This window comes from Sphingomonas sp. PP-CE-3G-477 (assembly GCF_003050745.1).
GTDB lineage: Bacteria > Pseudomonadota > Alphaproteobacteria > Sphingomonadales > Sphingomonadaceae > Sphingomonas.
Window position 1 is genome coordinate 576,469 of sequence record NZ_QAOF01000001.1, and the last position, 19,012, is coordinate 595,480.

Below are 19,012 nucleotides of genomic sequence, written 5' to 3' on the forward strand. Positions count from 1 at the left end.
CGGTCGATCAGGCCTGGCCGAAATCGCCGACGTTGGGCTGGATGCCAGCCTGCTCGGACTGCTGGATATAGAGCTGCGAGAAGTCGATCGGCTCGAGCAGCAGTGGCGGGAAGCCACCGTCACGGACGGCATCCGACAGCACGCGACGCGCGAACGGGAACAGCAGGCGCGGGGCCTCGCCCAGCAGGAACGGCTGGACATGCTCGGCCGGGATGTTGCGCAGCCCGAACAGGCCCGCGTACGAAAGGTCGACGATGAACGCGACCTGGCCATCGCTCTCGGCGCGGACGTCGATCTTGAGCACGACCTCATGCACTTCGTCGCCGACCTGCGCCGCGCCGATGTTGAACTGAACGTCGATCGCCGGGGGCGTCTGGTTCTGATAGACGGCGGGGGCGTTGGGGTTCTCGAACGACAGGTCCTTGACGTATTGCGAGATCAGCCCGGCAGCGGGGATCGTGTCTTCACCGTTCGCGAGAGCCTGGTCTGGCGTGGTGAAGCCGTTGTCCTGATCATCCATTCGTCGTGTCCTTAGAAGATAAGCGCGGAAATGGGACCGAAGCGGCACGCTTGCGCGTTCATATCGGTCAGGGCGCTGCGAGTAGCAGTGCCGACGGGGCGTTTCAACGGCCCCGGGTTTGAATAAACGCAGCTTTGGCCTATGTTAGCCCGAAGATCGGAGGCACGGTTGTTTTACGTAGTTCTTCTCGCGATGGTTGCAGGCTTCTTGGCGATGCGACTCTACAGCGTGCTCGGCAAGCGAACGGGGCATGAACAGCCCCTGCCGCGGGCAGCCGAGGACCGCCCCGCGATCGCCGCCGTTCCGCGAACGGTCGACGCTGCCACGCCCGAGCCGCGCGAGATCGCGAGCCGCAACATCGAGCCGCGCGCCGAAGCCGGCCTGCGCTCGATCGTCGCCGCCGAATCCGGGTTCGACGTCAACCAGTTCCTCGAAGGTGCGCAGGCGGCGTACCGCATGGTCCTCGAAGCGTTCTGGAAGGGCGACGAGGAACAGCTGGGCTATCTCGCGGAAGACGACGTTCGTGCGGCGTTTGCGGAAGCAATCGCGGCGCGGGTTGCGGCTGGTGAGGTTCTGGACAACCGTCTCGTGTCTATCGAGCGCGCGGTCATTTCCGATGCGAGCGTGTCGGGTCGCGATGCACGGATCACCGTCAGGTTCGATGCAGACATTGCCGCGGTGACGCGTGATGGCGACGGCGTCGTGCTGGCCGGGTCGCTGACCGACGCCGTCGAGACGCATGACGTCTGGACGTTCGCACGGACGCTGAGAAGCAGCGATCCGAACTGGAAGCTCGCCGACACCGACGAGGCGTGATCGTGCGATCCAAGGGGGCCGGGGCTAGCGCACTGGCGCTGTCGATTTTGCTGAGCGCGTGCGTCGGCGGTGTCGCGCCACCGCGATCGGGGCCGGCGCCGGTCGACGATAACCGGGAATCCGATCGCGAACCCGCGCGTGAGCCGGTACGCGTTCATCCCTCGCGCGACACCGGCGCATCCCCGAACATCCGCGGCATTCAGATGCCGGCGCGCATCGTCGGTGCGGTGCCGGTCCTGCCGGTTCCAGTCATCGCGCCCGTAACGCCGACGAATGCGGCAACTGCTGGTGTCGTCGCGGGGCCTGCGGTTGCCAGCCTGCCGATCGACGACGTTCAGGCGCAGTCCGCGCTGGCGGCCTTCGTGACGAGTTGCCCGTCGCTCGTTCGGCGTAACGACGCGTCGGGTCTCACCCGCGGCGCCGACTGGCAGCCGGCCTGTGCTGCCACGGTTTCGGTGCCACGCGGCGGGGCACGCAATTTCTTCGCACAATGGTTCGAGGCGGCGCAGGTCGGCGACGGCAAGGCGTTCGCGACGGGTTATTACGAGCCTGAGATCGCCGGTTCGCTGGAACGGCGCGACGGTTATGCGCCAATCTATGGTCGCCCGAACGACCTGATCGACGTCGATCTCGGTGCGTTCTCGACCGCGCTGAAGGGCAAGAAGGTCCGCGGTCGCGTCGATCGCAGCAATCTGGTGCCCTATTACGATCGGACCGCGATCGAGCAGGGTGCGATATCGGGACGGGCGCCGATCCTCGCCTGGGCGCGCGATCCGATCGAGCTGTTCTTCCTCCAGATCCAGGGATCGGGGCGGCTGCGACTGCCCGACGGCGAGATCCTGCGCGTCGGCTATGCTACCCAGAACGGTCGTGATTATACCGGCATCGGCGCGCTGATGAAGTCGCGCGGGCTGCTTCAGCCCGGACAGACCTCGATGCAGGGTATCGTCGCGTGGCTCCATGCGCACCCGGCCGAGGGGCAGGCGATCATGCGCGAGAACAAGAGCTTCGTGTTCTTCCGCGAACTCGAGGGCGCGCCGCTGGGGGCACTCGGCCTGCCGGTCACTGGTCAGGTAAGCGCGGCGGCGGACGTCAAGTTCGTGCCGCTCGGCGCGCCGGTGTTCCTGTCGCTCGATCGGCAGGACGCGAGCGGCTTGTGGATCGCGCAGGATACTGGCGGCGCGATCAAGGGCAGCAATCGTTTCGACACGTTCTGGGGTGCCGGCCCTGCGGCAGAGTCGACCGCAGGCGGAATGGCCGGGCGTGGCACTGCGTTCCTGTTGCTACCGATCGGCACGGTTCAGCGTCTGAACGGCCAGCGGGTCAACGGTCAGATAGATGGGGCGCAAGATGGCGGGCCGATCCCTCAACCCTGACCCCCTCACTCCCGAGGAGGCGCAACTCTGGGCGCGCGTGATGGCGAGCGTCCGGCCGATGCGCGTGGTCGCGGTTCGTATCCCGGACCGGGCGCCGCCGCTACCGCCCCCGCCCAAGCCGCTGATCGGGCCAAACGGCAAGGTCATACCGCCCCCGCCCGCGCCGATGGGCAAGGTGAAGCCGTTGATTCGCACGGTCGTCACGCCCTTCGCAAGCCGGCCGAGCGCGAAACCGGCGGTTGTGTCGCGGCCGGTCGCCAAGCCGATCACGGCTAACACGCTCGACGGCGGCTGGGACAAGAGGCTGACGCGCGGCGTGATCAGTCCCGACAGTTCGATCGATCTGCACGGGCATACGCTGGCATCGGCGCATGCGTTGCTCGACGTCGGGCTCGGGCGGGCGATCGCGCGAGGGGATCGCGTGCTGCTGCTGGTGACGGGCAAACCGCCGCGGCCGGAAAGCGAACGCCCGCATGCGCGCGGCGCGATCCGGTCGGCAGTGGCGGACTGGCTGGCGGGATCGCGGCATGCCGATTCGATCGCGGCGGTCCGTGGCGCGCATCCGAGGCACGGCGGGCAGGGTGCGCTGTACATCGTGCTCAGGCGCGGACGGGACTAGCCAGGTTTTGATTTTTCCTCCTCCCCGGCGGAGGAGGAAAAAAGGCTCAGCCGAGTGCGCGCGCGATCACGTTTTCGTAGATATCCGTCAGCGTCAGCAAGTCAGCCACCGCGACCGCCTCATCGACCTTGTGCATAGTCGCATTGATCAGCCCGAACTCGACCACCGGGCAGAGTTTCGACAGGAAGCGCGCATCGGAGGTTCCCCCGGTCGTCGACAGTTCCGGGGCGACTCCGGTCGCGCCCACGATCGCGGCCGACAACAGCGTCGAGAAGGCACCCGGTTCGGTAAGAAACGCTTCGCCCGATACCTTGCCTGTCACGACCGCGCCCGGCGCATGACGCTCGGCGATCGCGCGGATATGCTCGATCAGGTCCGTCCCGCGGTGTTGGTCGTTGAACCGGATGCTGAGGCGCGCCGAGGCCTTGGCGGGTATGACGTTGTGTGCGGGATTGCCGACTGCGATGTCGGTGACTTCGATGTTCGACGGCTGGAACCAGTCGGTCCCCTCGTCGAGTACCACGGTCTCGATCTCGGCGAGGATCGCGATCAGGCGCGGGATCGGATTGTCGGCGAGATGCGGATAGGCGACGTGACCCTGGCGCCCCGGCACGTCGATCCAGATGTTGACCGAGCCGCGGCGCCCGATCTTCACCATGTCGCCAAGCCGCGCGGTCGAGGTCGGTTCGCCGACCAGGCACAGGTCTGGCACGATGCCACGCGCGGCCATCCGCTCCATCAATGCGACGGTGCCGTAGGTGGCTGGGCCTTCCTCGTCGCCGGTGATGATGAGTGATAGCGTTCCGGCATCGCTGCGGCTTGCGGCTGCGACGAAGGCGGCGACCGCGCCCTTCATGTCGACCGCGCCGCGTCCGTAGAGCAATCCGTCGCGGACCTCGCCGGACCAGGGCGAGCCGGTCCAGCCTTCGCCGGGGGGGACGACGTCGACATGGCCGGCAAACGCCAGATGTCGCGGTCCATTGCCGCGTACGGCGAGCAGATTCTCGACCGGGCCATCTGGCGCCTCGCCGACGACGAACCGGTCGACCGCAAAGCCGAGCGGGACGAGCGCCGACTCCAGGACATCGAACACCGTACCGCGCGCGGGCGTGACGCTATCCGCGCGGAGCAGCGCCTGGGTCAACGCGACCGGATCGATCGGCGCGCTCATGCAGGCGTCGGCACCGGCTGCTCGAATTGTTCGAGGACCCATTCCTCTTCCTGCGCGGCGGCGATCCAGTCCTGCATGAACGGATGTTCGAACATCGCCTGCATGTAGCCTGCCGCAAAACGCGCGATCGGCAGCTGGTACGTGACGATCCGCGTGACGAGCGGCGCGAACATGATGTCCGCCGCGCCGAACTGGCCGAACAGGAAATCGCCGTCTCCACCGAAGCGTGCGCGCGCCTGTGCCCAGATTTCCATGACGCGCTGCAGCTCGACGAGCACGTCGTCTTCGGGCATGCGCGCCGGGAAGACCTGGCGCACGTTCATGCTGTGTTTGCGACGCAGCGCGGCGAAGCTCGAATGCATTTCGGCCGCCATCGATCGCGCCATCGCGCGAGCCGCGTTGTCCTCGGGCCAGAAGCGCTCGCGCCCGACCTTGTCGGCGAGATAGTCGACGATCGCTAGGCTGTCCCATACGACTGCGTCGCCATCCCACAGGATCGGGACCTTGCCCGACGACGGCGCGAATTCGTCGCCCGAGCGGCGCTTTTCCCAATCGGCGTCGTACATCGGCACGACGACCTCTTCGAACGGCAGCCCCGACTGCTTGCACGCGAGCCAGCCGCGCAGCGACCAGGAGGAATAGGCCTTATTGCCGATGATCAGTTTCATGCGCGCGGTGCTAGGCGAGGGGGCGACAAGAGGCAATCGTCCCGCTCGCTGATGGGGCCAGGGAGGAGCGTATCAGAACAGGCCGGGGACCTCGCGCTGCGCCGTGCCGGGACGATCGGGCATCAGCAGGTCGCGCCGCGTGTCGGACGTGCGCAACGCGCGTGCGCTGGCGTCGCCGGTGATCGGCGTACAACTGCGGCCTGCGAGGAAGTTCAGCGCCTGTCGCGTCGAGGACTCGAGCGGATCGCCGAGCTGGTAGCCGATATCGTCCGACGCCTGGCACGACGCCTCGACCTTGGTCGCGAGCCCGTCATAGTAATCGCCCTGGCGCGCGGCATTCTGTGTCGCCAGTGCGATCACGCGCAGACGATCGTCGCAGGATTCCCTGTCTAGGGCGATCTGGCCGACCGGCTTGCCGTATGTGTTGGTGCCGATCAGCCCCGCGTTGGCGTGTAGGTACGGCGTGAACGCGTTGATGACGAGTTCGCTCGCGGACGCGGTGCCGCCCGTACCGATGAATGCGATTCGCGTCGGCGCGATCGATTCGGGCTGGGGTGCAAAGAACCGCGTCAGGTTGTTCGCGGCCTTTTCGGTGCGGAACGTGACGTAGTCGAACACCTCGGACGTCGACCGGGCACCGCCGAGCAGGTCGCCGAGATATTCGGCGGTCTCGATCAGGCCGCCACCATTGTAGCGCAGATCGACGATGACCTGCGTCACGCCCTTCGCCCGGAAATCGGCAAACGCGGCCTTCAACGGCGCATTGGCAGTCCGAATGAACGTCCGCAGGTTCAGATAGCCGACGCGGCGTCCGCCATCGTCGATGATCTTGGCGCCATAGCGACTCGAAACCGGCAACAGCGCGAAGTCGGTCTTGGCGACCGTGACGACACGCGAGCCCGCCGCATCGTTGACGCGAAAGGCCCGCGACGTACCGGCCGTATCGGGACCAAGCGCCGTGGACAATCCAGCGGTACCCTCTGCGGCGACGATCGCGCTGACAGTTCGCAAGCTGCTGGACGAGGTGCCGATCGCGATGATTTCCGTACCGCGATCGATCCCGGCGGCGAGACCGGGCGCACCTTCGAACGCTTCTGCGGCAAACAGCCGCTGGCCGGTCTGATCCAGCGCGAATCGCAGACCGAAGCCCGCGGTAGCACCCGAATTGTTATACGCGTTCTCTTCCTTGATCGACGTCAGATAGGTGAAATACCGATCTTTGCGCTGTGCCCGCGCGGTCGCCGTCAGAGCATCGATATAGTCGTCGACCGTGGTGTAGGCCGCCGGGCTCAGCGCGGCGGGAAGCGTGTCCGGGAACAGATACCATTCGCGCAACTGCGCCGCGGCCCAATCCTGGCGCTCGCGAAGCGAGCATCCCGTGCTGGCGGTCGGGGTAGGGGTGACCGTCGTACCACCGCCGGTCGTGCTCGACCCGCTATCGCCACCGCCACACCCCGACAGTAGCGCCACCGCCGCCAGCATCGTCCCGAAACGCATCTGCATCGATCACTCTCCCCGTTGGGGCGAGGCTATGAAATTCGGACCGCGGTGTCAGCCGGAAACAACTGATCGGTCCGATGTCGATGGATTTCGCGGGGGGTGCCGGATCGAGCGCATGATGCCGCCCGATACCGGTTCGTTCAGCTGACCGCTTCGACCACCGCCGCGCGGAGCTCGGGAATGCCCATGCCGTATTCGCTCGACGTCACGAGAATGTCGGGATGCGCGGCCGGACGCTTGCGCGCCTCGATCGCGGTGCGCTCGGTGACCTCGACGAGTTCGGACGCCTTGATCTTGTCCGCCTTGGTCAGGACCATGCGGTAGCTGACCGCGGCCTTGTCGAGCATCTCCAGGATCTCGCGGTCGACGTCCTTGATGCCGTGGCGCGAGTCGATCAGCACGAGCGCACGCTTCAACACGTCACGTCCGCGCAGGAAGTCGTTGATCAGGAAGCGCCATTTCTTGACGACGTCCTTGGGCGCCTTGGCGAAGCCGTAGCCCGGCATGTCGACGAGGCGGAACGCGAGAGGGGCGCCGACGTCGAAGAAGTTCAACTCCTGCGTGCGGCCCGGCGTGTTCGACGTACGCGCCATCGAGTTGCGCCCGGTGAGCGCGTTCAACAGCGACGACTTGCCGACGTTCGAGCGACCGGCGAACGCCACTTCCGGCACCGACGCGTCGGGCAGGAATTCGAGCGTCGGTGCCGACTTCAGGAAGCCGACATGCCCCGCGAACAGTTTCCGCGCATGCTCGAGCATCTCGGGGGTGAACGGCGCGTCGGTCTGCTCGAGATCCGGACCTAAGTTGGGGACGTCGTTCACTTGGTCACCGGCACTTTCAGGCCCGGATGGCGGGCGTACAACAGCTTCTGCTGGATGATGGTCAGGCAGTTCGACGTGATCCAGTACACCTGGAGGCCGACCGCGAACGGCGCCATCACGAACATCAGCACCCATGGCAGCAGCTTGAAGACCTGCTTCTGCGTGTCGTCCATCGGCGTCGGGTTCAGCTTGAACTGGAAGTACATGCTGATGCCCAGGATGATCGGCACGATACCGATCGCGATCATGTGCGGCGGCGTGAACGGCAGCAGGCCGAACAGGTTGAGCGGCGTCAGCGGATCGGGCGCGGACAGATCCTTGATCCACGCGACGAACGGCTGGTGACGCATTTCGATCGTCAGCATCAGCACCTTGTACAGCGCGTACATGATCGGGATCTGGAGCAGCGTCGGGGCGCAACCAGCGAGCGGGTTGACGCCTTCGGTCTTGTACAGCGCCATCACTTCCTGCTGCATGCGGACCTTGTCGTCCTTATGCTTCTCCTGGATCGCCTTCATCTTCGGCTGGACGGCACGCATCGCGGCCATCGACTTGAACTGGCGCTGCGCGATCGGGAACAACAGGCCGCGGATCGTCACGGTCAGCAGGATGATCGCGACGCCGAAGTTGCCGACCATGCGGAACAGCCAGTCGAGATAATAGAAGATCGGCTTCTCGACGATCCGGAACCAGCCCCAGTCGATCGCGTAGTCGAGCTTCGCCACGCCCTGCTGATCGGTGTAGCGATCGAGCAGGCGGACTTCCTTGGCGCCCGCGAAGAAGCGCGAGACCTGCGTGATCGCCTGGCCGGGTGCGACCTGCTTGGGCTGGAGCGCGTAGTCGGCCTGGTACGCCTTGTTGGCGCCCGCGCGGAACTGGCCGTCGAACGCCTGGCCCTGGTCGGGGACGAGCGCGGTCAGCCAGTATTTGTCGGTGAAGCCGAGCCAGCCGCCGGTCGTGGTGAACTTCTGCGCGGCTTCGTCGATGTCCTTGTAGTTCGGGCGGTAATGCGCGCCACCATTGTCGACCGACATCGGCCCGACATGGATCGTCATCGACGACGGATCCTTCGAGATGCCGACGCGGTTGACGAGGCCATAGGTGGCGACGGGGACGGGCGCGGTGCCGGCGTTGAGGACGGTCTGGCGGACCGTGAACATGTAATCCTGATCGACCGCGATCTGGATACGGAAGCGCTGGCCGGTGGCGTTGGTCGCGTCGAGCGTGACCGGCGTGGTCGGCGTCAGCGTGGTCGCGCCCGAGGGCGTCCAGACGGCGTCGGCGGCGGGCGGGGTCAGGCCCTGCGCGCGCCACCCGAAGCTTGCGAAATACGCGTCGGGCGCGCCGGCTGGCGATAGCAGGCGGATCGGTGGCGAGTTCTTCGCGACGGTCTCATCATAACCCTTGAGCACGAGATCGTCGATCCGCGCGCCCTTCAGGTTGATCGAACCGGATACGCGAGGGGTCTCGATGCGGATGCGCGGGGTGCTAGCAATCACGGCGTTGCGATCGCCGATCGCGGCGGCACCATCCGCGGCGGGATCGGCCGCGGGGTTCGCGACGGCCTTGGTCTTGCCGCCCTCGATCCGCGTGACCGGCGGATTCGCTGTCGGGAAGAACTTGCCCTGGATCAGCGGCCATCCGAACAGGATCAGCGCCGCGATCACCGCGAACAGCACGAAATTCTGCTTGTCGTCTTTCACAGGGCGGCGTCTTTCAATTTCTTGTCGATATCTGGGACCGGATCGGGGCCGTACCCGCCCCACGGATGGCAACGCGCAATACGCTTCGCCGCCAACCAGCCCCCCTTGAGCGCGCCATAGCGCCCAACGGCCTCGATTGCATAGGCGGAACACGAAGGATCGTAGCGGCAACTCGACGGCAGGACGAGCGAGGGCCCGAGTTGCCAGCCGCGTGCGAGGAGGATGAGGAGGCGGGCTAGCATGTCAAAACCGACGCTGGCGCGCATGGCAAGATTGTTTCCCCGCGAAGGCGGAGACCCTCCCTGTTCTCCCGCCTTCGCGGGAGAACAGGGAGGGGAAGGATCCGGCAAGGTTGGACGCGATCCACTCGTACCCAAACACCACCCCGGCGGAGGCCGGGGCCCATTTGGGGGCCGTGCCTAACGAAGGGCGGTCCTGCATCACGACCGCTTTCCCACCTGGACCCCGGCCTTCGCCGGGGTGGTGGCATGCGCCGATGCGGTGTCGGTGGCTTGAGCTTGCGGCGTAACCTTGCGAAACGCCTTGCCCAACTCGGTCCGCAACAAAGCGTAATCCCGCTCGACGCCGCCGTTGCGCCCGATCAACACATGATCGGCCCCGGCAACGCCGCGTTCCGCCAACAGCTCACGCGCCAACGCCCGCAACCGCCGTTTCATGCGGTTCCGGACGACGGCGTTGCCGATCTTCTTGGTGACGGTGAAGCCGATTCGCATCGTCTCGTCACCGTCGTCGCGGGGCCGCATGAGCAGGACGAATCCCGGCATCGGTGCGCGCTTCCCCGCATTCGCCGCGAGAAAATCGCGGCGCTTGTCGAGTATGGTTAGGCCGACAGCTTCTTGCGACCGCGTGCGCGGCGTGCATGAATCACTGCCCGGCCGCCGACCGTCGCCATCCGTGCGCGGAAGCCGTGACGGCGTGCGCGTACCAGGTTGCTCGGCTGAAAGGTCCGCTTCATTTGTCATTCCCTAGGTCATCAAATAGAAAACGGCCGCCACGAGGACGGCCTTGATGGCTGGGCGCTTACGGAAAGGGCGGCGGTAAGTCAATTCGCACCCGTCGTAACGGTCGTGTTTTTGGCAGCCTTGGCGCGCTCGTGCCGCCGCATCGCGCTCTGCCGCCGCATCATCCGATCGACGAACTGCCCGGTCCGTGGCCACCGCCGCTTCAGCCGCGCCCATTTGAGCCGCGCCCAGCGCGAATTGCGCAGGACGAGGACCATCCCCCCCGCGAACAGGAAGATACCCGCAGGCCCCGGCAGCGGCGCGAGCAGGGGGGCACTCAGGATCAACACTATCCCAAGCACCAACTGGCCGAAGCGGAGAACGGGGGAGCGGACTGCTTTCACGGAAGGCATGTGGGTCCGGTGTATTAGGTTCACAAGACGGCGCGATCGGAGAGTTCCCGACCGCGCGTCCTTGCAGACATGGCAAATCGGGTATGAATAAGGCGTGACGTCATGTCGCGGGGGAGCGGGCATGGCGGCGATCGTAGCGACGGTGGCGTATCTCGGGCTCGAAGCACGCGCGGTCGAGGTGCAAGTCCAACTGATTCCAGGACTTCCCGCGTTCAACGTCGTCGGCCTTGCGGACAAGGCGGTCGGCGAAAGCCGTGAGCGGGTGCGTGGCGCGATCGCCGGGATGGGACTTTCGCTGCCGCCGAAACGCATCGCCGTGAACCTGTCGCCGGCCGATCTGCCGAAAGAAGGATCGCATTTCGATCTTCCTATCGCGCTGGCGTTGCTCGCGGCGATGGGCGTGGTCGATGCCGAAGCGCTGGCGGATTATGTGATCGTTGGCGAGCTCGGGCTCGACGCGCGGATCACCGCCTCGCCGGGCGTGCTGCTGGCGGCGCTGCATGCGTCGGAAGTGGGGAAGGGGCTCGTCTGTCCAGCCGCGCAAGGCTCGGAGGCGGCATGGGCGGGCGAGATCGAGGTGATTGCCGCGCCTGACCTTTTGTCGCTGCTCAATCACTTCAAGGGCCACGGCCTGCTCAGCCCGCCGAAACCGGGGATCGCGGAGCACGCCGATCACGGTCCGGACCTGCGTCAGGTGAAGGGGCAGGAGACCGCGAAGCGCGCGCTGGAGATCGCTGCTGCCGGATCGCATAATTTGCTGATGGTAGGCCCGCCGGGTTCCGGCAAGTCGCTGATGGCTTCGTGCCTGCCCGGTATTCTGCCGCCGCTCGACCCCGCCGAAGCGCTCGAAGTGTCGATGGTCCAATCGGTGGCCGGCACGCTCTCCGGTGGGCGCTTGACTCGAACGCGTCCGTTTCGTGCTCCACATCATTCCGCGTCGATGGCAGCACTCACCGGGGGCGGGCTGAAGGTGAAGCCGGGGGAGGTCAGCCTCGCGCATCTCGGCGTGCTCTTCCTCGACGAACTCCCGGAGTTCCAGCGCGCCGTCCTCGATTCGCTGCGCCAACCGCTCGAGACGGGTACGGTCAGCGTCGCGCGGGCCAACGCGCACGTCACCTTTCCTGCGCGCGTACAGTTGATCGCCGCGATGAACCCGTGTCGGTGCGGCCACCTCGGCGACGCGAGTCTGGCCTGCGCGAGAGCCCCGAAATGCGCCGCGGATTATCAGGCGAAGGTGTCGGGTCCGCTACTCGACCGAATCGACCTGCACATCGACGTCCAGGCGGTCAGCGCCGCCGACCTGATTCTCCCGCCGCCGACCGAGGGCTCGGCCGAGGTTTCCGCCCGCGTTTCCGCCGCCCGGGCGATCCAGACCGAGCGATACCGCGACTACCCGGTACGCACGAACGCAGAGGCGGATGGCGTGCTGCTCGACGCCGTCGCCACGCCCGACGAACCCGGCCGTAAGCTGCTGGCCCAAGCCGCCGAAGCGATGCGCCTGACCGCGCGCGGCTACACCCGCATCCTCCGCGTCGCTCGCACCATCGCCGACCTCGCGGGCAGCGATACCGTCGGCCGTATCCATATCGCCGAGGCGCTAAGTTACCGCCGCCAGCCGCCCCGCAACTAAAGGCGCAACTAAACCTGCTTGCGGCGGACGAAAGCTTCGTCTAGCCAACCCGCCGCTGCCCCTGTGGCGAAATTGGTAGACGCGACCGACTCAAAATCGGTTGCCGCAAGGCATGCTGGTTCGATTCCGGCCAGGGGCACCATCTCTTTCCAGCGATCACGCGTCGACCGTCGGGACGAGCGGCACAGTGATCGTTTCCTTGCGAAAATTTCGCCGGTAAGGACGCGGGATGGCGAAACGACCGGCCCGATATGTCTCATCGCGGCGGCGCAATCGATCGGGGCTGAGGCCATCGTCGGAGCATTGGCTTCTCCTGCTCGGCGCAGTGGTCGCGTTCGCGGCGATCTTCGGGTCGCTAACCGATCTGCCCTGGCCGACCGAAACCACCACGGATCACCGTAAGCCACGTCTCACGATGGCGCAGGCGCGAGCCTCCAATGCGCTGGTCCCGATCGTTGCCGACAAACGCAAGCGCGCGGAGCCGTTCCGGTTTCGCGGTGGTCCTGCGGCGCGCCTCCAGGCGACCGAATGTCTCGCCACCGTCGCGCTGTATGAGGTTGGCGCCGACCGTGACGGACAGCGTGCAGTCATCCAGGTCGTGCTCAACCGGGTCGGCGCGCGGGGCTTCCCCAAAACGGTTTGCGGGGTCGTCTATCAAGGTGCGAACCGCAAGACCGGGTGCCAGTTCTCGTTCACCTGCGACGGATCGCAGACCCGGCGGCCCGAGCATGACGGCTGGGAACAGGCGCGACGTGCGGCACGGCGGGCAATGAACGGCTACGTCTATACGCCGGTCGGCCGCGCGACCCATTACCATACCGATTGGCTGGTGCCGTACTGGCGCAGTTCGCTCGTGAAGGTGGCGACCGTCGGGTCGCACATCTTCTATCAACGGCGCTGACGGGTAAGGTCAGTCGATCCGGTACTGAATAGGCTTGAAGCTGCCGCCGTTCGATTGCAGCGCCGAACACGCGGTCATGCCGATGACGAGGTCCATCGCAGCGCGGAAGACGATCGTGTCGCCGGCCTTGCTTAGCGGCGGCTCAACGGTGAATGCGCCGGTCTCACCATTGATCGGCACGTTCATGAAGCAGTTGAACGCGACCGGGATCTGGTCCGGCTCGATGTCCCACGGCGCGAGCGCTTCGGCGAGATTGCCGAAGCAGCCGCGATGGGGGTCAGTGTCGCCATAGATGATCGCGAAGGTTTCCTTCGAACACGGCGTCAGCAGGAAATCATGCCGCCCGACATCATCCGAGACGATCTCCAGCATCACGTTGCTACGGTTCGAATAGAGCAGGTCGCCGGTCGTCAGGTACAGCCGGCTCGCATAATCGAGCGTCCGCCCCGACGAGATCGCCTCGCGAACGTCGGCGCGGTTATAGGCGAGCAAGTCCGATACCTGGCGGCCTTCCGGATCGATGACGGTGAGCGTCTGCCCCTTGTCAAGCGTGAACCCGGCCCCCGAGCGCGGCGGGATCGTCTTGATGTCAGCCACGGGCTTCGCCTCGCTTGAAGGGGCATTTCCAGGATTCGTCGACGACGCGTCCGCTATATTGTCGCGCTTCGCTCGATTCGCCGTGGCGCGCCAGCATCGGGTTCATCGAGCCGGCGTATTCGAGGTCGCGCGCGAGGATCGACGAGCGCAACTTGTCGTAGCGCTGCTGGTCGCGCAGCACCTCGAACTGGTCGTGCAGGTTGAACACCATCGCCGGCGATTCGAACTTTCGCGCCGGACGGCTCGCATTGGGATGCAGGCCGACGACGAAGAACGCTTCGCCTGCAAAACTCAGTGAAAAATGCGGATCGTCCGGATCGCTGCTGACCGACGGGTCGGGGCGGTAGCCGAGCCACTCGTCCTTGTCGCTAAGTGACTGAGCACGGGCCCAAAGATGTGCCTCGAACTCCTCTTCCGACAGCAAAGCAGGGGCTTCGAACAATATGATCAGCGTCCGGAAGATCGCGCGATCCTCACGGTATTTGCGGACCGTCTCGCCGAGTGCCGGAGAAATTCTCATGTCATCCCAAGCGGATCGCACGTCGCGGGCGACGAGAATGTCCATCTGTCCCTTGGCGAGCGCCGATTTTGCGCCGACGCAGGGGAATTGCGGCGCCCGCACAGTCTCGATGAACTTGCGCGCGAGCGGGTGGTCGTTCTGGAAGATTGGCTGATACATGGTCGGGGAGGAACCCGCGAACCGCGGCAATGTTTCGCATCCGGCATAACCTTTGATATTGATCAGTACGAATCCCGATCTGTTCTTCTACCGCGCAGGGCGGTACGAGGCCGGATGATGAAGGGGCGTCGATGATCTCGGAAAAATTCCTCATGGGCCGTGGTCGCCATGAGTTGAGCAACGAAGAAAAGCAGGTGCTGGAAGACGGCATCGAGTCCGTGCGGCAGGTGCCCGGGCGCAAGCAGATCGTCCGCGCGGGCGATCTGATCGAGACGAGCACATTGCTGATCGAGGGGTTCGTGTGTCGCTACATGGACGACCGCGAGGGTCAGCGTCAGCTGGTCGCCGTGCACGTACCGGGCGATTTCGTCGATCTACACGCATTCCCGATGAAGCGGCTCGATCACGACATCGCCACGCTCGGGCCGGTCAAGATCGCCTGCTTCGAACATCGTACGTTGCAGTCGATCACCGAGCGGTATCCGCACCTGACGCAGAAACTGTGGTTCAGCACGCTGCTCGATGCGGCGATGCACCGCGAGTGGATCTTCCGGCTTGGGCGGCTTGGCGCGGAAGGCCGCGTCGCGCATCTGTTCTGCGAACTGAACGCGCGACTGGAGATGGTCGGGATGGCGGCCGAGGGACGCTATATGCTGCCGATGACTCAGCCCGATCTGGCCGAGGCGAGCGGGCTGACCGGGGTGCATGTCAACCGCGTGCTGAGAGCGCTGCGCGAGAAAAATCTGCTGACGTTCAAGGCTGGCGAAGTAAATATCCTGGATCGTAAAGCACTTGCAGCCGTTGCTGAGTTCGAACCACAATATCTGTACGGTTCCAGAGGCGACTGACTGCGATGGCAGTACGCCGACGGGGCCGTGAACCAGGGAGCGTAGCCATGTTGAAGCCCGAAACCGTCGCGGGCGTAGCGTCGGCGGAGAATGGCGTGGTCACGCTCGATGGGCCCGACGGACTCGCCATCGCGATGACTCCGGAGGCCGCGGCGGAGACCGGTCGCAGACTGATCGCGGCCGCGGAGCGCGCGGCTACGCAGTCGACCGACGAACTGCCGCTGGACTAGGCGGCGCGCCTGCTCGAAACGAGCGGGCAGGGGCCAAATGACCCGCACGGGTTCCTCCGTCTGACTTTATCACTATGATACCCGGTACATTGACCGGGAGATCCATGTGCAGTTTCTATACCTCGCCGCCAGCGCCGTTGCGTTGATGGCGTCTACGTCGATCGTCGCGCAGACTGGTGCGACGTCCACGACACCCGCCGCGAACCCCTTGCTGGCCGACTGGACCGGTCCGCTGGGCGGGGTGCCGCCGTGGGACAAGGTTCGCCCCGAGCTGTTCCCGCAGGCGTTCGAGACGACGCTGGCCGAACGCGCCGCCGAATACCGCAAGATCGCCGACAATCCGGCCAAGCCGACCTTCGCCAACACGATCGTGCCGATGCAACTGGCCGGCAAGCGCTACGGTCAGGTTATGACGCTGTTCGGCGTGATGACCGGCAACATGAACACCCCGGCCTATCAGAAGCTCGACCGCGAATGGTCGCCCAAATTTTCCGCGGCATCGGACGCGATCACGTTCGACAAGCCGCTGTTCGCGCGCATCCAGGCGATCTACGCAGGCCGCAATTCGAGTGGGTTGAATGCGCAGCAGATACGGCTCGTGACGCGGATCTACGACAGCTATGTGCGCCAGGGCGCCAAGCTGACCGACGCGCAGAAGACCCAGCTGTCGCAGTATAACCAGCAGCTCGCGACCGCGTTCTCGACGTTCGGCGAGAAGCTGCTCGCGGACGAGAGCAAGGCGATTTCGGTCACCGACGAGGCACAGCTCGCCGGCTTGCCCGACAGCGTGAAGGCGGTGGCCAAGGCCGCTGCGACCGAGCGGAAGCTGCCGGGCTTCGCGATCGTCAACACGCGGTCGGCGGTCGATCCGGTGCTGACTTACGCCACCGATCGTGCCCTGCGCGAGAAGGTGTGGCGCGCGTTCGTCAACCGCGGCGACAATGGCGACGCGAACGACACGAACGCGACGATCGCGCAGATCGTCAAGCTGCGCGCCGACCGCGCCCACCTGCTCGGGTTCAAGACGCATGCCGACTGGCGGATGCAGGACACGATGGCGAAGACCCCCGCCGCGGCGATGGACCTGATGATCCGCGTCTGGCCTGCCGCCAAGGCGCGCGTGGGCGAGGAAGTCGCGGACATGCAGAAGGTCGCCGGCACGTCGCTGAGGATCGAGCCGTGGGATTACCGCTTCTACCAGGAGAAGGTGCGTAAAGCCCGGTACGATCTCGATCAGGCGCAGCTGAAGCCGTATTTCGAGCTCGGCAACATCATCCAGGGTTCGCTCTACGCCGCCAACCGGCTGTACGGGCTGAGCTTCAAGGAGATCACCGGCACCGTTCCCGTGTTCGAGCCGAACATGCGCGTGTGGAGCGTGACCGACAAGAACGGCAAGGACGTCGGGCTGTTCTACCGCGACGATTTCGCGCGGACCGGCAAGCGGTCGGGCGCGTGGGCGAACACCTATCGCGGGCAGCGGGGCCTAGCCCCGGCGCAGCTCGTGCTGTCGTCGAACAACAACAATTTCGCCAAGGGTGCGCCCGGCGAACCTATCCTGATCAGCCTCGACGATGCGCAAACGCTGTTCCACGAGTTCGGCCACGCGATCCACGCGATGCTCCAGAACGTCTATTATCCGGGACTTGCCGGCACGCCGCGCGACTTCGTGGAATATCCGAGCCAAGTGAACGAGCATTGGCTGCTGACCCGCGACGTGCTCGACAAATATGCGCGGCATTACCAGACCAAGGCGGCGATGCCGCAGGCGTTGCTCGACAAGGTCGAGCAGTCGAGCAAGTTCAACGAAGGCTTCAAGACCGCGGAATATCTTTCGTCGGCGATCGTCGACATGAATATCCATACCGTGCCCGACGGCGTGATCGACCCCGACAAGTTCGAGGCCGCGACGCTCGCCGAGATCGGCATGCCGAAGCAGCTGGTGATGCGTCACCGCGTGCCGCAGTTCCAGCACCTGTTCGCGTCGGACAGCTATTCGGCGGGCTATTACAGCTACCTCTGGTCCGAGACGATGGACGCCGACACGTTCGCGGCATTCGAGGAGGCGGGCAGTCCGTGGGACAAGCCGACCGCCGACAGGTTCGCGAAGATCCTGCTGTCGACCGGCAACGAGACCGACCGCGCGGAGGCGTATCGCGCATTCCGTGGGCGTGATCCCGACGTGAACGCACTACTCAAGAAGCGCGGCTTTCCGACACAAGCGCCGCAGGGGACGAAGTAATGGCACCCGATCAGAAAACGCGCCTCAAGGCGATCATCGGTGGATCGACCGGCAACCTGGTCGAGTGGTTCGACTGGTACGTCTATTCCGCCTTCACGCTGTATTTCGCACCGCATTTCTTCCCGTCGACCGATCGCACCGCGCAGTTGCTCAGCACCGCGGCGGTCTTCGCGGTCGGCTTCCTGATGAGGCCGATTGGCGCGTGGATCATGGGAATTTATGCCGATCGCCATGGTCGCAAGGCCGGGCTGACGGTGTCGGTCACGCTGATGTGCGCGGGCTCGCTGATCATCGCGTGTACGCCGGGGTATGAGACGATCGGCGTCTTCGCACCGACGATGCTGGTGATCGCGCGGCTGATGCAGGGGCTGTCGGTCGGCGGCGAATATGGCGCGTCGGCGACGTATCTGACCGAGATGGCGGGCAAGAACCGCCGCGGCTTCTTCTCGTCGTTCCAGTACGTCACGCTGATCTCGGGCCAGTTGCTCGCGATCTGCGTGCTGCTGATCCTGCAATCGACGATGAGCGAGGCGGCGCTCGATTCCTGGGGCTGGCGCATTCCGTTCGCGATCGGCGCGGTGCTCGCCGTGGTCGTGTTCTACATCCGTCGCGGTCTCGCCGAGACGCAGAGCTTCGAGAATGCCAAGGCCGATGCGGGCGACGGCAAGCCGAAGTCGGGCTTCATCCAGCTGATCACCAAGCACCCGCGTGAGACGATCACGGTGATGCTGCTGACCGCGGGTGGTACGCTCGCCTTCTACGCCTACTCGATCTACATGCAGAAGTTCCTGGTCAACACCAGCGGGTTCAGCCGCGAAGTGGCAAGCCAGATCAACGCCGCGACGCTGTTCGTGTTCATGCTGTTGCAGCCGATCGCGGGCGGGCTGTCGGACAAGATCGGGCGGAAACCGCTGATGGTCGGGTTCGGTATCGCCGGCGTGCTGTTCACCTATCCGATCTTCGCCGCGCTGGAGACCGCGACCAACCCGATCTATGCCGGGTTGCTGGTGATGGCGGCGCTGGTGATCGTGACGGGCTACACGTCGATCAACGCGGTCGTGAAGGCGGAACTGTTCCCCGCACATATCCGCGCGCTGGGCGTCGCCTTGCCCTATGCGCTGGCGAATACGCTGTTCGGTGGGACCGCGGAGTTCGTCGCGCTGAAGTTCAAGGGCGCGGGCTTCGAACGCGGCTTCTACTGGTACGTGACGGCGATGATCGCGGTGTCGCTGGTCGTGTACCTGCGCATGAAGGACACGCGGACGAACAGCCAGATCGTCGAGGACTAAACTTACTGCTCCCTCTCCCTTTCGGAGAGA

The 19,012-nt window shown here is 65.3% G+C and carries 21 protein-coding genes and 1 tRNA gene; 10 read left to right on the plus strand and 12 right to left on the minus strand.

Features of this window, described 5'->3' with window-relative positions:
* Window positions 1-7 precede the first annotated feature (7 nt).
* Window positions 8-520, minus strand: a complete 513-nt coding sequence (secB, locus tag C8J45_RS02665) for a protein-export chaperone SecB (protein WP_107961756.1) — start codon at window positions 518-520, stop codon at window positions 8-10.
* A 168-nt stretch (window positions 521-688) separates the two neighbouring features.
* On the opposite strand from secB, the gene C8J45_RS02670 reads away from it, so the two are divergent.
* The 3 genes from C8J45_RS02670 (at window position 689) to C8J45_RS02680 (ending at window position 3,331) form a co-directional block, all read left to right on the plus strand.
* Entirely contained in the window at window positions 689-1,336 is a 648-nt protein-coding gene (locus tag C8J45_RS02670) for a Tim44/TimA family putative adaptor protein (RefSeq protein WP_146168558.1), read from the plus strand.
* Window positions 1,337-1,539: 203 nt separating this feature from the next.
* A complete protein-coding gene (locus C8J45_RS02675; protein ID WP_181321107.1) occupies window positions 1,540-2,712 on the plus strand; it encodes a murein transglycosylase A in 1,173 nt (390 codons plus the stop codon).
* The gene (locus C8J45_RS02680) at window positions 2,687-3,331 is read left to right on the plus strand and encodes a Smr/MutS family protein (protein WP_181321070.1); all 645 of its coding nucleotides are present in this window, start codon (window positions 2,687-2,689) and stop codon (window positions 3,329-3,331) included. Before C8J45_RS02675 ends, C8J45_RS02680 begins: the two co-directional genes overlap by 26 nt.
* 46 nt (window positions 3,332-3,377) lie before the next feature.
* Here the strand turns inward: C8J45_RS02680 and dapE are convergent, their stop codons facing one another.
* From dapE to C8J45_RS02725, 9 genes are all read right to left on the minus strand, one after another.
* Window positions 3,378-4,502 (minus strand): succinyl-diaminopimelate desuccinylase, encoded by a 1,125-nt coding sequence (gene dapE, locus C8J45_RS02685; protein WP_107961759.1) that lies wholly within the window; start codon window positions 4,500-4,502, stop codon window positions 3,378-3,380.
* Window positions 4,499-5,170: a glutathione S-transferase family protein gene (locus C8J45_RS02690; protein ID WP_107961760.1), complete on the minus strand. Its 672-nt coding sequence runs from the start codon at window positions 5,168-5,170 to the stop codon at window positions 4,499-4,501. Before C8J45_RS02690 ends, dapE begins: the two co-directional genes overlap by 4 nt.
* A 72-nt stretch (window positions 5,171-5,242) precedes the next feature.
* Entirely contained in the window at window positions 5,243-6,673 is a 1,431-nt protein-coding gene (locus C8J45_RS02695) for a S41 family peptidase (protein WP_258191248.1), read from the minus strand.
* A 137-nt stretch (window positions 6,674-6,810) separates the two neighbouring features.
* Window positions 6,811-7,428, minus strand: a complete 618-nt coding sequence (gene yihA / locus C8J45_RS02700) for a ribosome biogenesis GTP-binding protein YihA/YsxC (protein WP_056052878.1) — start codon at window positions 7,426-7,428, stop codon at window positions 6,811-6,813.
* A 59-nt stretch (window positions 7,429-7,487) separates the two neighbouring features.
* Window positions 7,488-9,194 (minus strand): membrane protein insertase YidC, encoded by a 1,707-nt coding sequence (gene yidC / locus C8J45_RS02705; RefSeq protein ID WP_107961761.1) that lies wholly within the window; start codon window positions 9,192-9,194, stop codon window positions 7,488-7,490.
* Complete coding sequence (yidD, locus tag C8J45_RS02710) at window positions 9,191-9,436, minus strand: membrane protein insertion efficiency factor YidD (RefSeq protein WP_056062193.1); 246 nt, start codon at window positions 9,434-9,436, stop codon at window positions 9,191-9,193. The genes yidC and yidD overlap by 4 nt, the downstream gene beginning before the upstream one ends.
* Before the next feature lie 198 nt (window positions 9,437-9,634).
* The gene (gene rnpA / locus C8J45_RS02715; RefSeq protein ID WP_374956413.1) at window positions 9,635-9,979 is read right to left on the minus strand and encodes a ribonuclease P protein component; all 345 of its coding nucleotides are present in this window, start codon (window positions 9,977-9,979) and stop codon (window positions 9,635-9,637) included.
* A gap of 56 nt (window positions 9,980-10,035) precedes the next feature.
* Entirely contained in the window at window positions 10,036-10,170 is a 135-nt protein-coding gene (gene rpmH, locus C8J45_RS02720) for a 50S ribosomal protein L34 (RefSeq protein WP_031393806.1), read from the minus strand.
* An 87-nt stretch (window positions 10,171-10,257) separates the two neighbouring features.
* Window positions 10,258-10,569, minus strand: a complete 312-nt coding sequence (locus C8J45_RS02725; protein ID WP_107961762.1) for a hypothetical protein — start codon at window positions 10,567-10,569, stop codon at window positions 10,258-10,260.
* 121 nt (window positions 10,570-10,690) lie between these two features.
* Here C8J45_RS02725 and C8J45_RS02730 point away from each other — a divergent pair, with 121 nt between their 5' ends.
* The 3 genes from C8J45_RS02730 (at window position 10,691) to C8J45_RS02740 (ending at window position 13,100) form a co-directional block, all read left to right on the plus strand.
* Window positions 10,691-12,199 carry a YifB family Mg chelatase-like AAA ATPase gene (locus tag C8J45_RS02730; protein ID WP_107961763.1) on the plus strand — a complete coding sequence of 503 codons (1,509 nt, stop codon included), beginning with the start codon at window positions 10,691-10,693 and terminating at the stop codon, window positions 12,197-12,199.
* Window positions 12,200-12,256: 57 nt separating this feature from the next.
* Window positions 12,257-12,341, plus strand: a tRNA-Leu gene (locus C8J45_RS02735).
* A gap of 87 nt (window positions 12,342-12,428) precedes the next feature.
* The gene (locus tag C8J45_RS02740; protein ID WP_107961764.1) at window positions 12,429-13,100 is read left to right on the plus strand and encodes a cell wall hydrolase; all 672 of its coding nucleotides are present in this window, start codon (window positions 12,429-12,431) and stop codon (window positions 13,098-13,100) included.
* 9 nt (window positions 13,101-13,109) lie between these two features.
* On the opposite strand, the gene C8J45_RS02745 is transcribed toward C8J45_RS02740, so the two are convergent.
* Together C8J45_RS02745 and gntA are read right to left on the minus strand one after the other, a co-directional pair.
* Window positions 13,110-13,697 carry a DUF1989 domain-containing protein gene (locus C8J45_RS02745; protein ID WP_107961765.1) on the minus strand — a complete coding sequence of 196 codons (588 nt, stop codon included), beginning with the start codon at window positions 13,695-13,697 and terminating at the stop codon, window positions 13,110-13,112.
* Window positions 13,690-14,376, minus strand: a complete 687-nt coding sequence (gene gntA / locus C8J45_RS02750) for a guanitoxin biosynthesis heme-dependent pre-guanitoxin N-hydroxylase GntA (protein WP_107961766.1) — start codon at window positions 14,374-14,376, stop codon at window positions 13,690-13,692. Before gntA ends, C8J45_RS02745 begins: the two co-directional genes overlap by 8 nt.
* Before the next feature lie 131 nt (window positions 14,377-14,507).
* On the opposite strand from gntA, the gene C8J45_RS02755 reads away from it, so the two are divergent.
* The 4 genes from C8J45_RS02755 (at window position 14,508) to C8J45_RS02770 (ending at window position 18,982) form a co-directional block, all read left to right on the plus strand.
* Window positions 14,508-15,224, plus strand: a complete 717-nt coding sequence (locus tag C8J45_RS02755; protein WP_107961767.1) for a Crp/Fnr family transcriptional regulator — start codon at window positions 14,508-14,510, stop codon at window positions 15,222-15,224.
* Window positions 15,225-15,271: 47 nt separating this feature from the next.
* Complete coding sequence (locus tag C8J45_RS02760; protein ID WP_107961768.1) at window positions 15,272-15,454, plus strand: hypothetical protein; 183 nt, start codon at window positions 15,272-15,274, stop codon at window positions 15,452-15,454.
* Window positions 15,455-15,560: 106 nt separating this feature from the next.
* Window positions 15,561-17,693 carry a M3 family metallopeptidase gene (locus C8J45_RS02765; RefSeq protein ID WP_107961769.1) on the plus strand — a complete coding sequence of 711 codons (2,133 nt, stop codon included), beginning with the start codon at window positions 15,561-15,563 and terminating at the stop codon, window positions 17,691-17,693.
* A complete protein-coding gene (locus C8J45_RS02770) occupies window positions 17,693-18,982 on the plus strand; it encodes an MFS transporter (protein WP_107952251.1) in 1,290 nt (429 codons plus the stop codon). The genes C8J45_RS02765 and C8J45_RS02770 overlap by 1 nt, the downstream gene beginning before the upstream one ends.
* The last annotated feature ends 30 nt before the right edge of the window (window positions 18,983-19,012 follow it).

Bases quoted from the DNA above. Each gene is read 5' to 3' on its own strand.
- secB (WP_107961756.1), bottom strand. From the start codon at position 520: ATGGATGATCAGGACAACGGCTTCACCACGCCAGACCAGGCTCTCGCG.
- C8J45_RS02675 (WP_181321107.1), top strand. From the start codon at position 1,540: ATGCCGGCGCGCATCGTCGGTGCGGTGCCGGTCCTGCCGGTTCCAGTC.
- C8J45_RS02680 (WP_181321070.1), top strand. From the start codon at position 2,687: ATGGCGGGCCGATCCCTCAACCCTGACCCCCTCACTCCCGAGGAGGCG.
- dapE (WP_107961759.1), bottom strand. From the start codon at position 4,502: ATGAGCGCGCCGATCGATCCGGTCGCGTTGACCCAGGCGCTGCTCCGC.
- C8J45_RS02690 (WP_107961760.1), bottom strand. From the start codon at position 5,170: ATGAAACTGATCATCGGCAATAAGGCCTATTCCTCCTGGTCGCTGCGC.
- C8J45_RS02695 (WP_258191248.1), bottom strand. From the start codon at position 6,673: ATGCAGATGCGTTTCGGGACGATGCTGGCGGCGGTGGCGCTACTGTCG.
- yihA (WP_056052878.1), bottom strand. From the start codon at position 7,428: ATGCTCGAGCATGCGCGGAAACTGTTCGCGGGGCATGTCGGCTTCCTG.
- yidD (WP_056062193.1), bottom strand. From the start codon at position 9,436: ATGCTAGCCCGCCTCCTCATCCTCCTCGCACGCGGCTGGCAACTCGGG.
- rnpA (WP_374956413.1), bottom strand. From the start codon at position 9,979: ATGCCGGGATTCGTCCTGCTCATGCGGCCCCGCGACGACGGTGACGAG.
- rpmH (WP_031393806.1), bottom strand. From the start codon at position 10,170: ATGAAGCGGACCTTTCAGCCGAGCAACCTGGTACGCGCACGCCGTCAC.
- C8J45_RS02725 (WP_107961762.1), bottom strand. From the start codon at position 10,569: ATGCCTTCCGTGAAAGCAGTCCGCTCCCCCGTTCTCCGCTTCGGCCAG.
- C8J45_RS02730 (WP_107961763.1), top strand. From the start codon at position 10,691: ATGGCGGCGATCGTAGCGACGGTGGCGTATCTCGGGCTCGAAGCACGC.
- C8J45_RS02740 (WP_107961764.1), top strand. From the start codon at position 12,429: ATGGCGAAACGACCGGCCCGATATGTCTCATCGCGGCGGCGCAATCGA.
- gntA (WP_107961766.1), bottom strand. From the start codon at position 14,376: ATGTATCAGCCAATCTTCCAGAACGACCACCCGCTCGCGCGCAAGTTC.
- C8J45_RS02755 (WP_107961767.1), top strand. From the start codon at position 14,508: ATGATCTCGGAAAAATTCCTCATGGGCCGTGGTCGCCATGAGTTGAGC.
- C8J45_RS02760 (WP_107961768.1), top strand. From the start codon at position 15,272: ATGTTGAAGCCCGAAACCGTCGCGGGCGTAGCGTCGGCGGAGAATGGC.
- C8J45_RS02770 (WP_107952251.1), top strand. From the start codon at position 17,693: ATGGCACCCGATCAGAAAACGCGCCTCAAGGCGATCATCGGTGGATCG.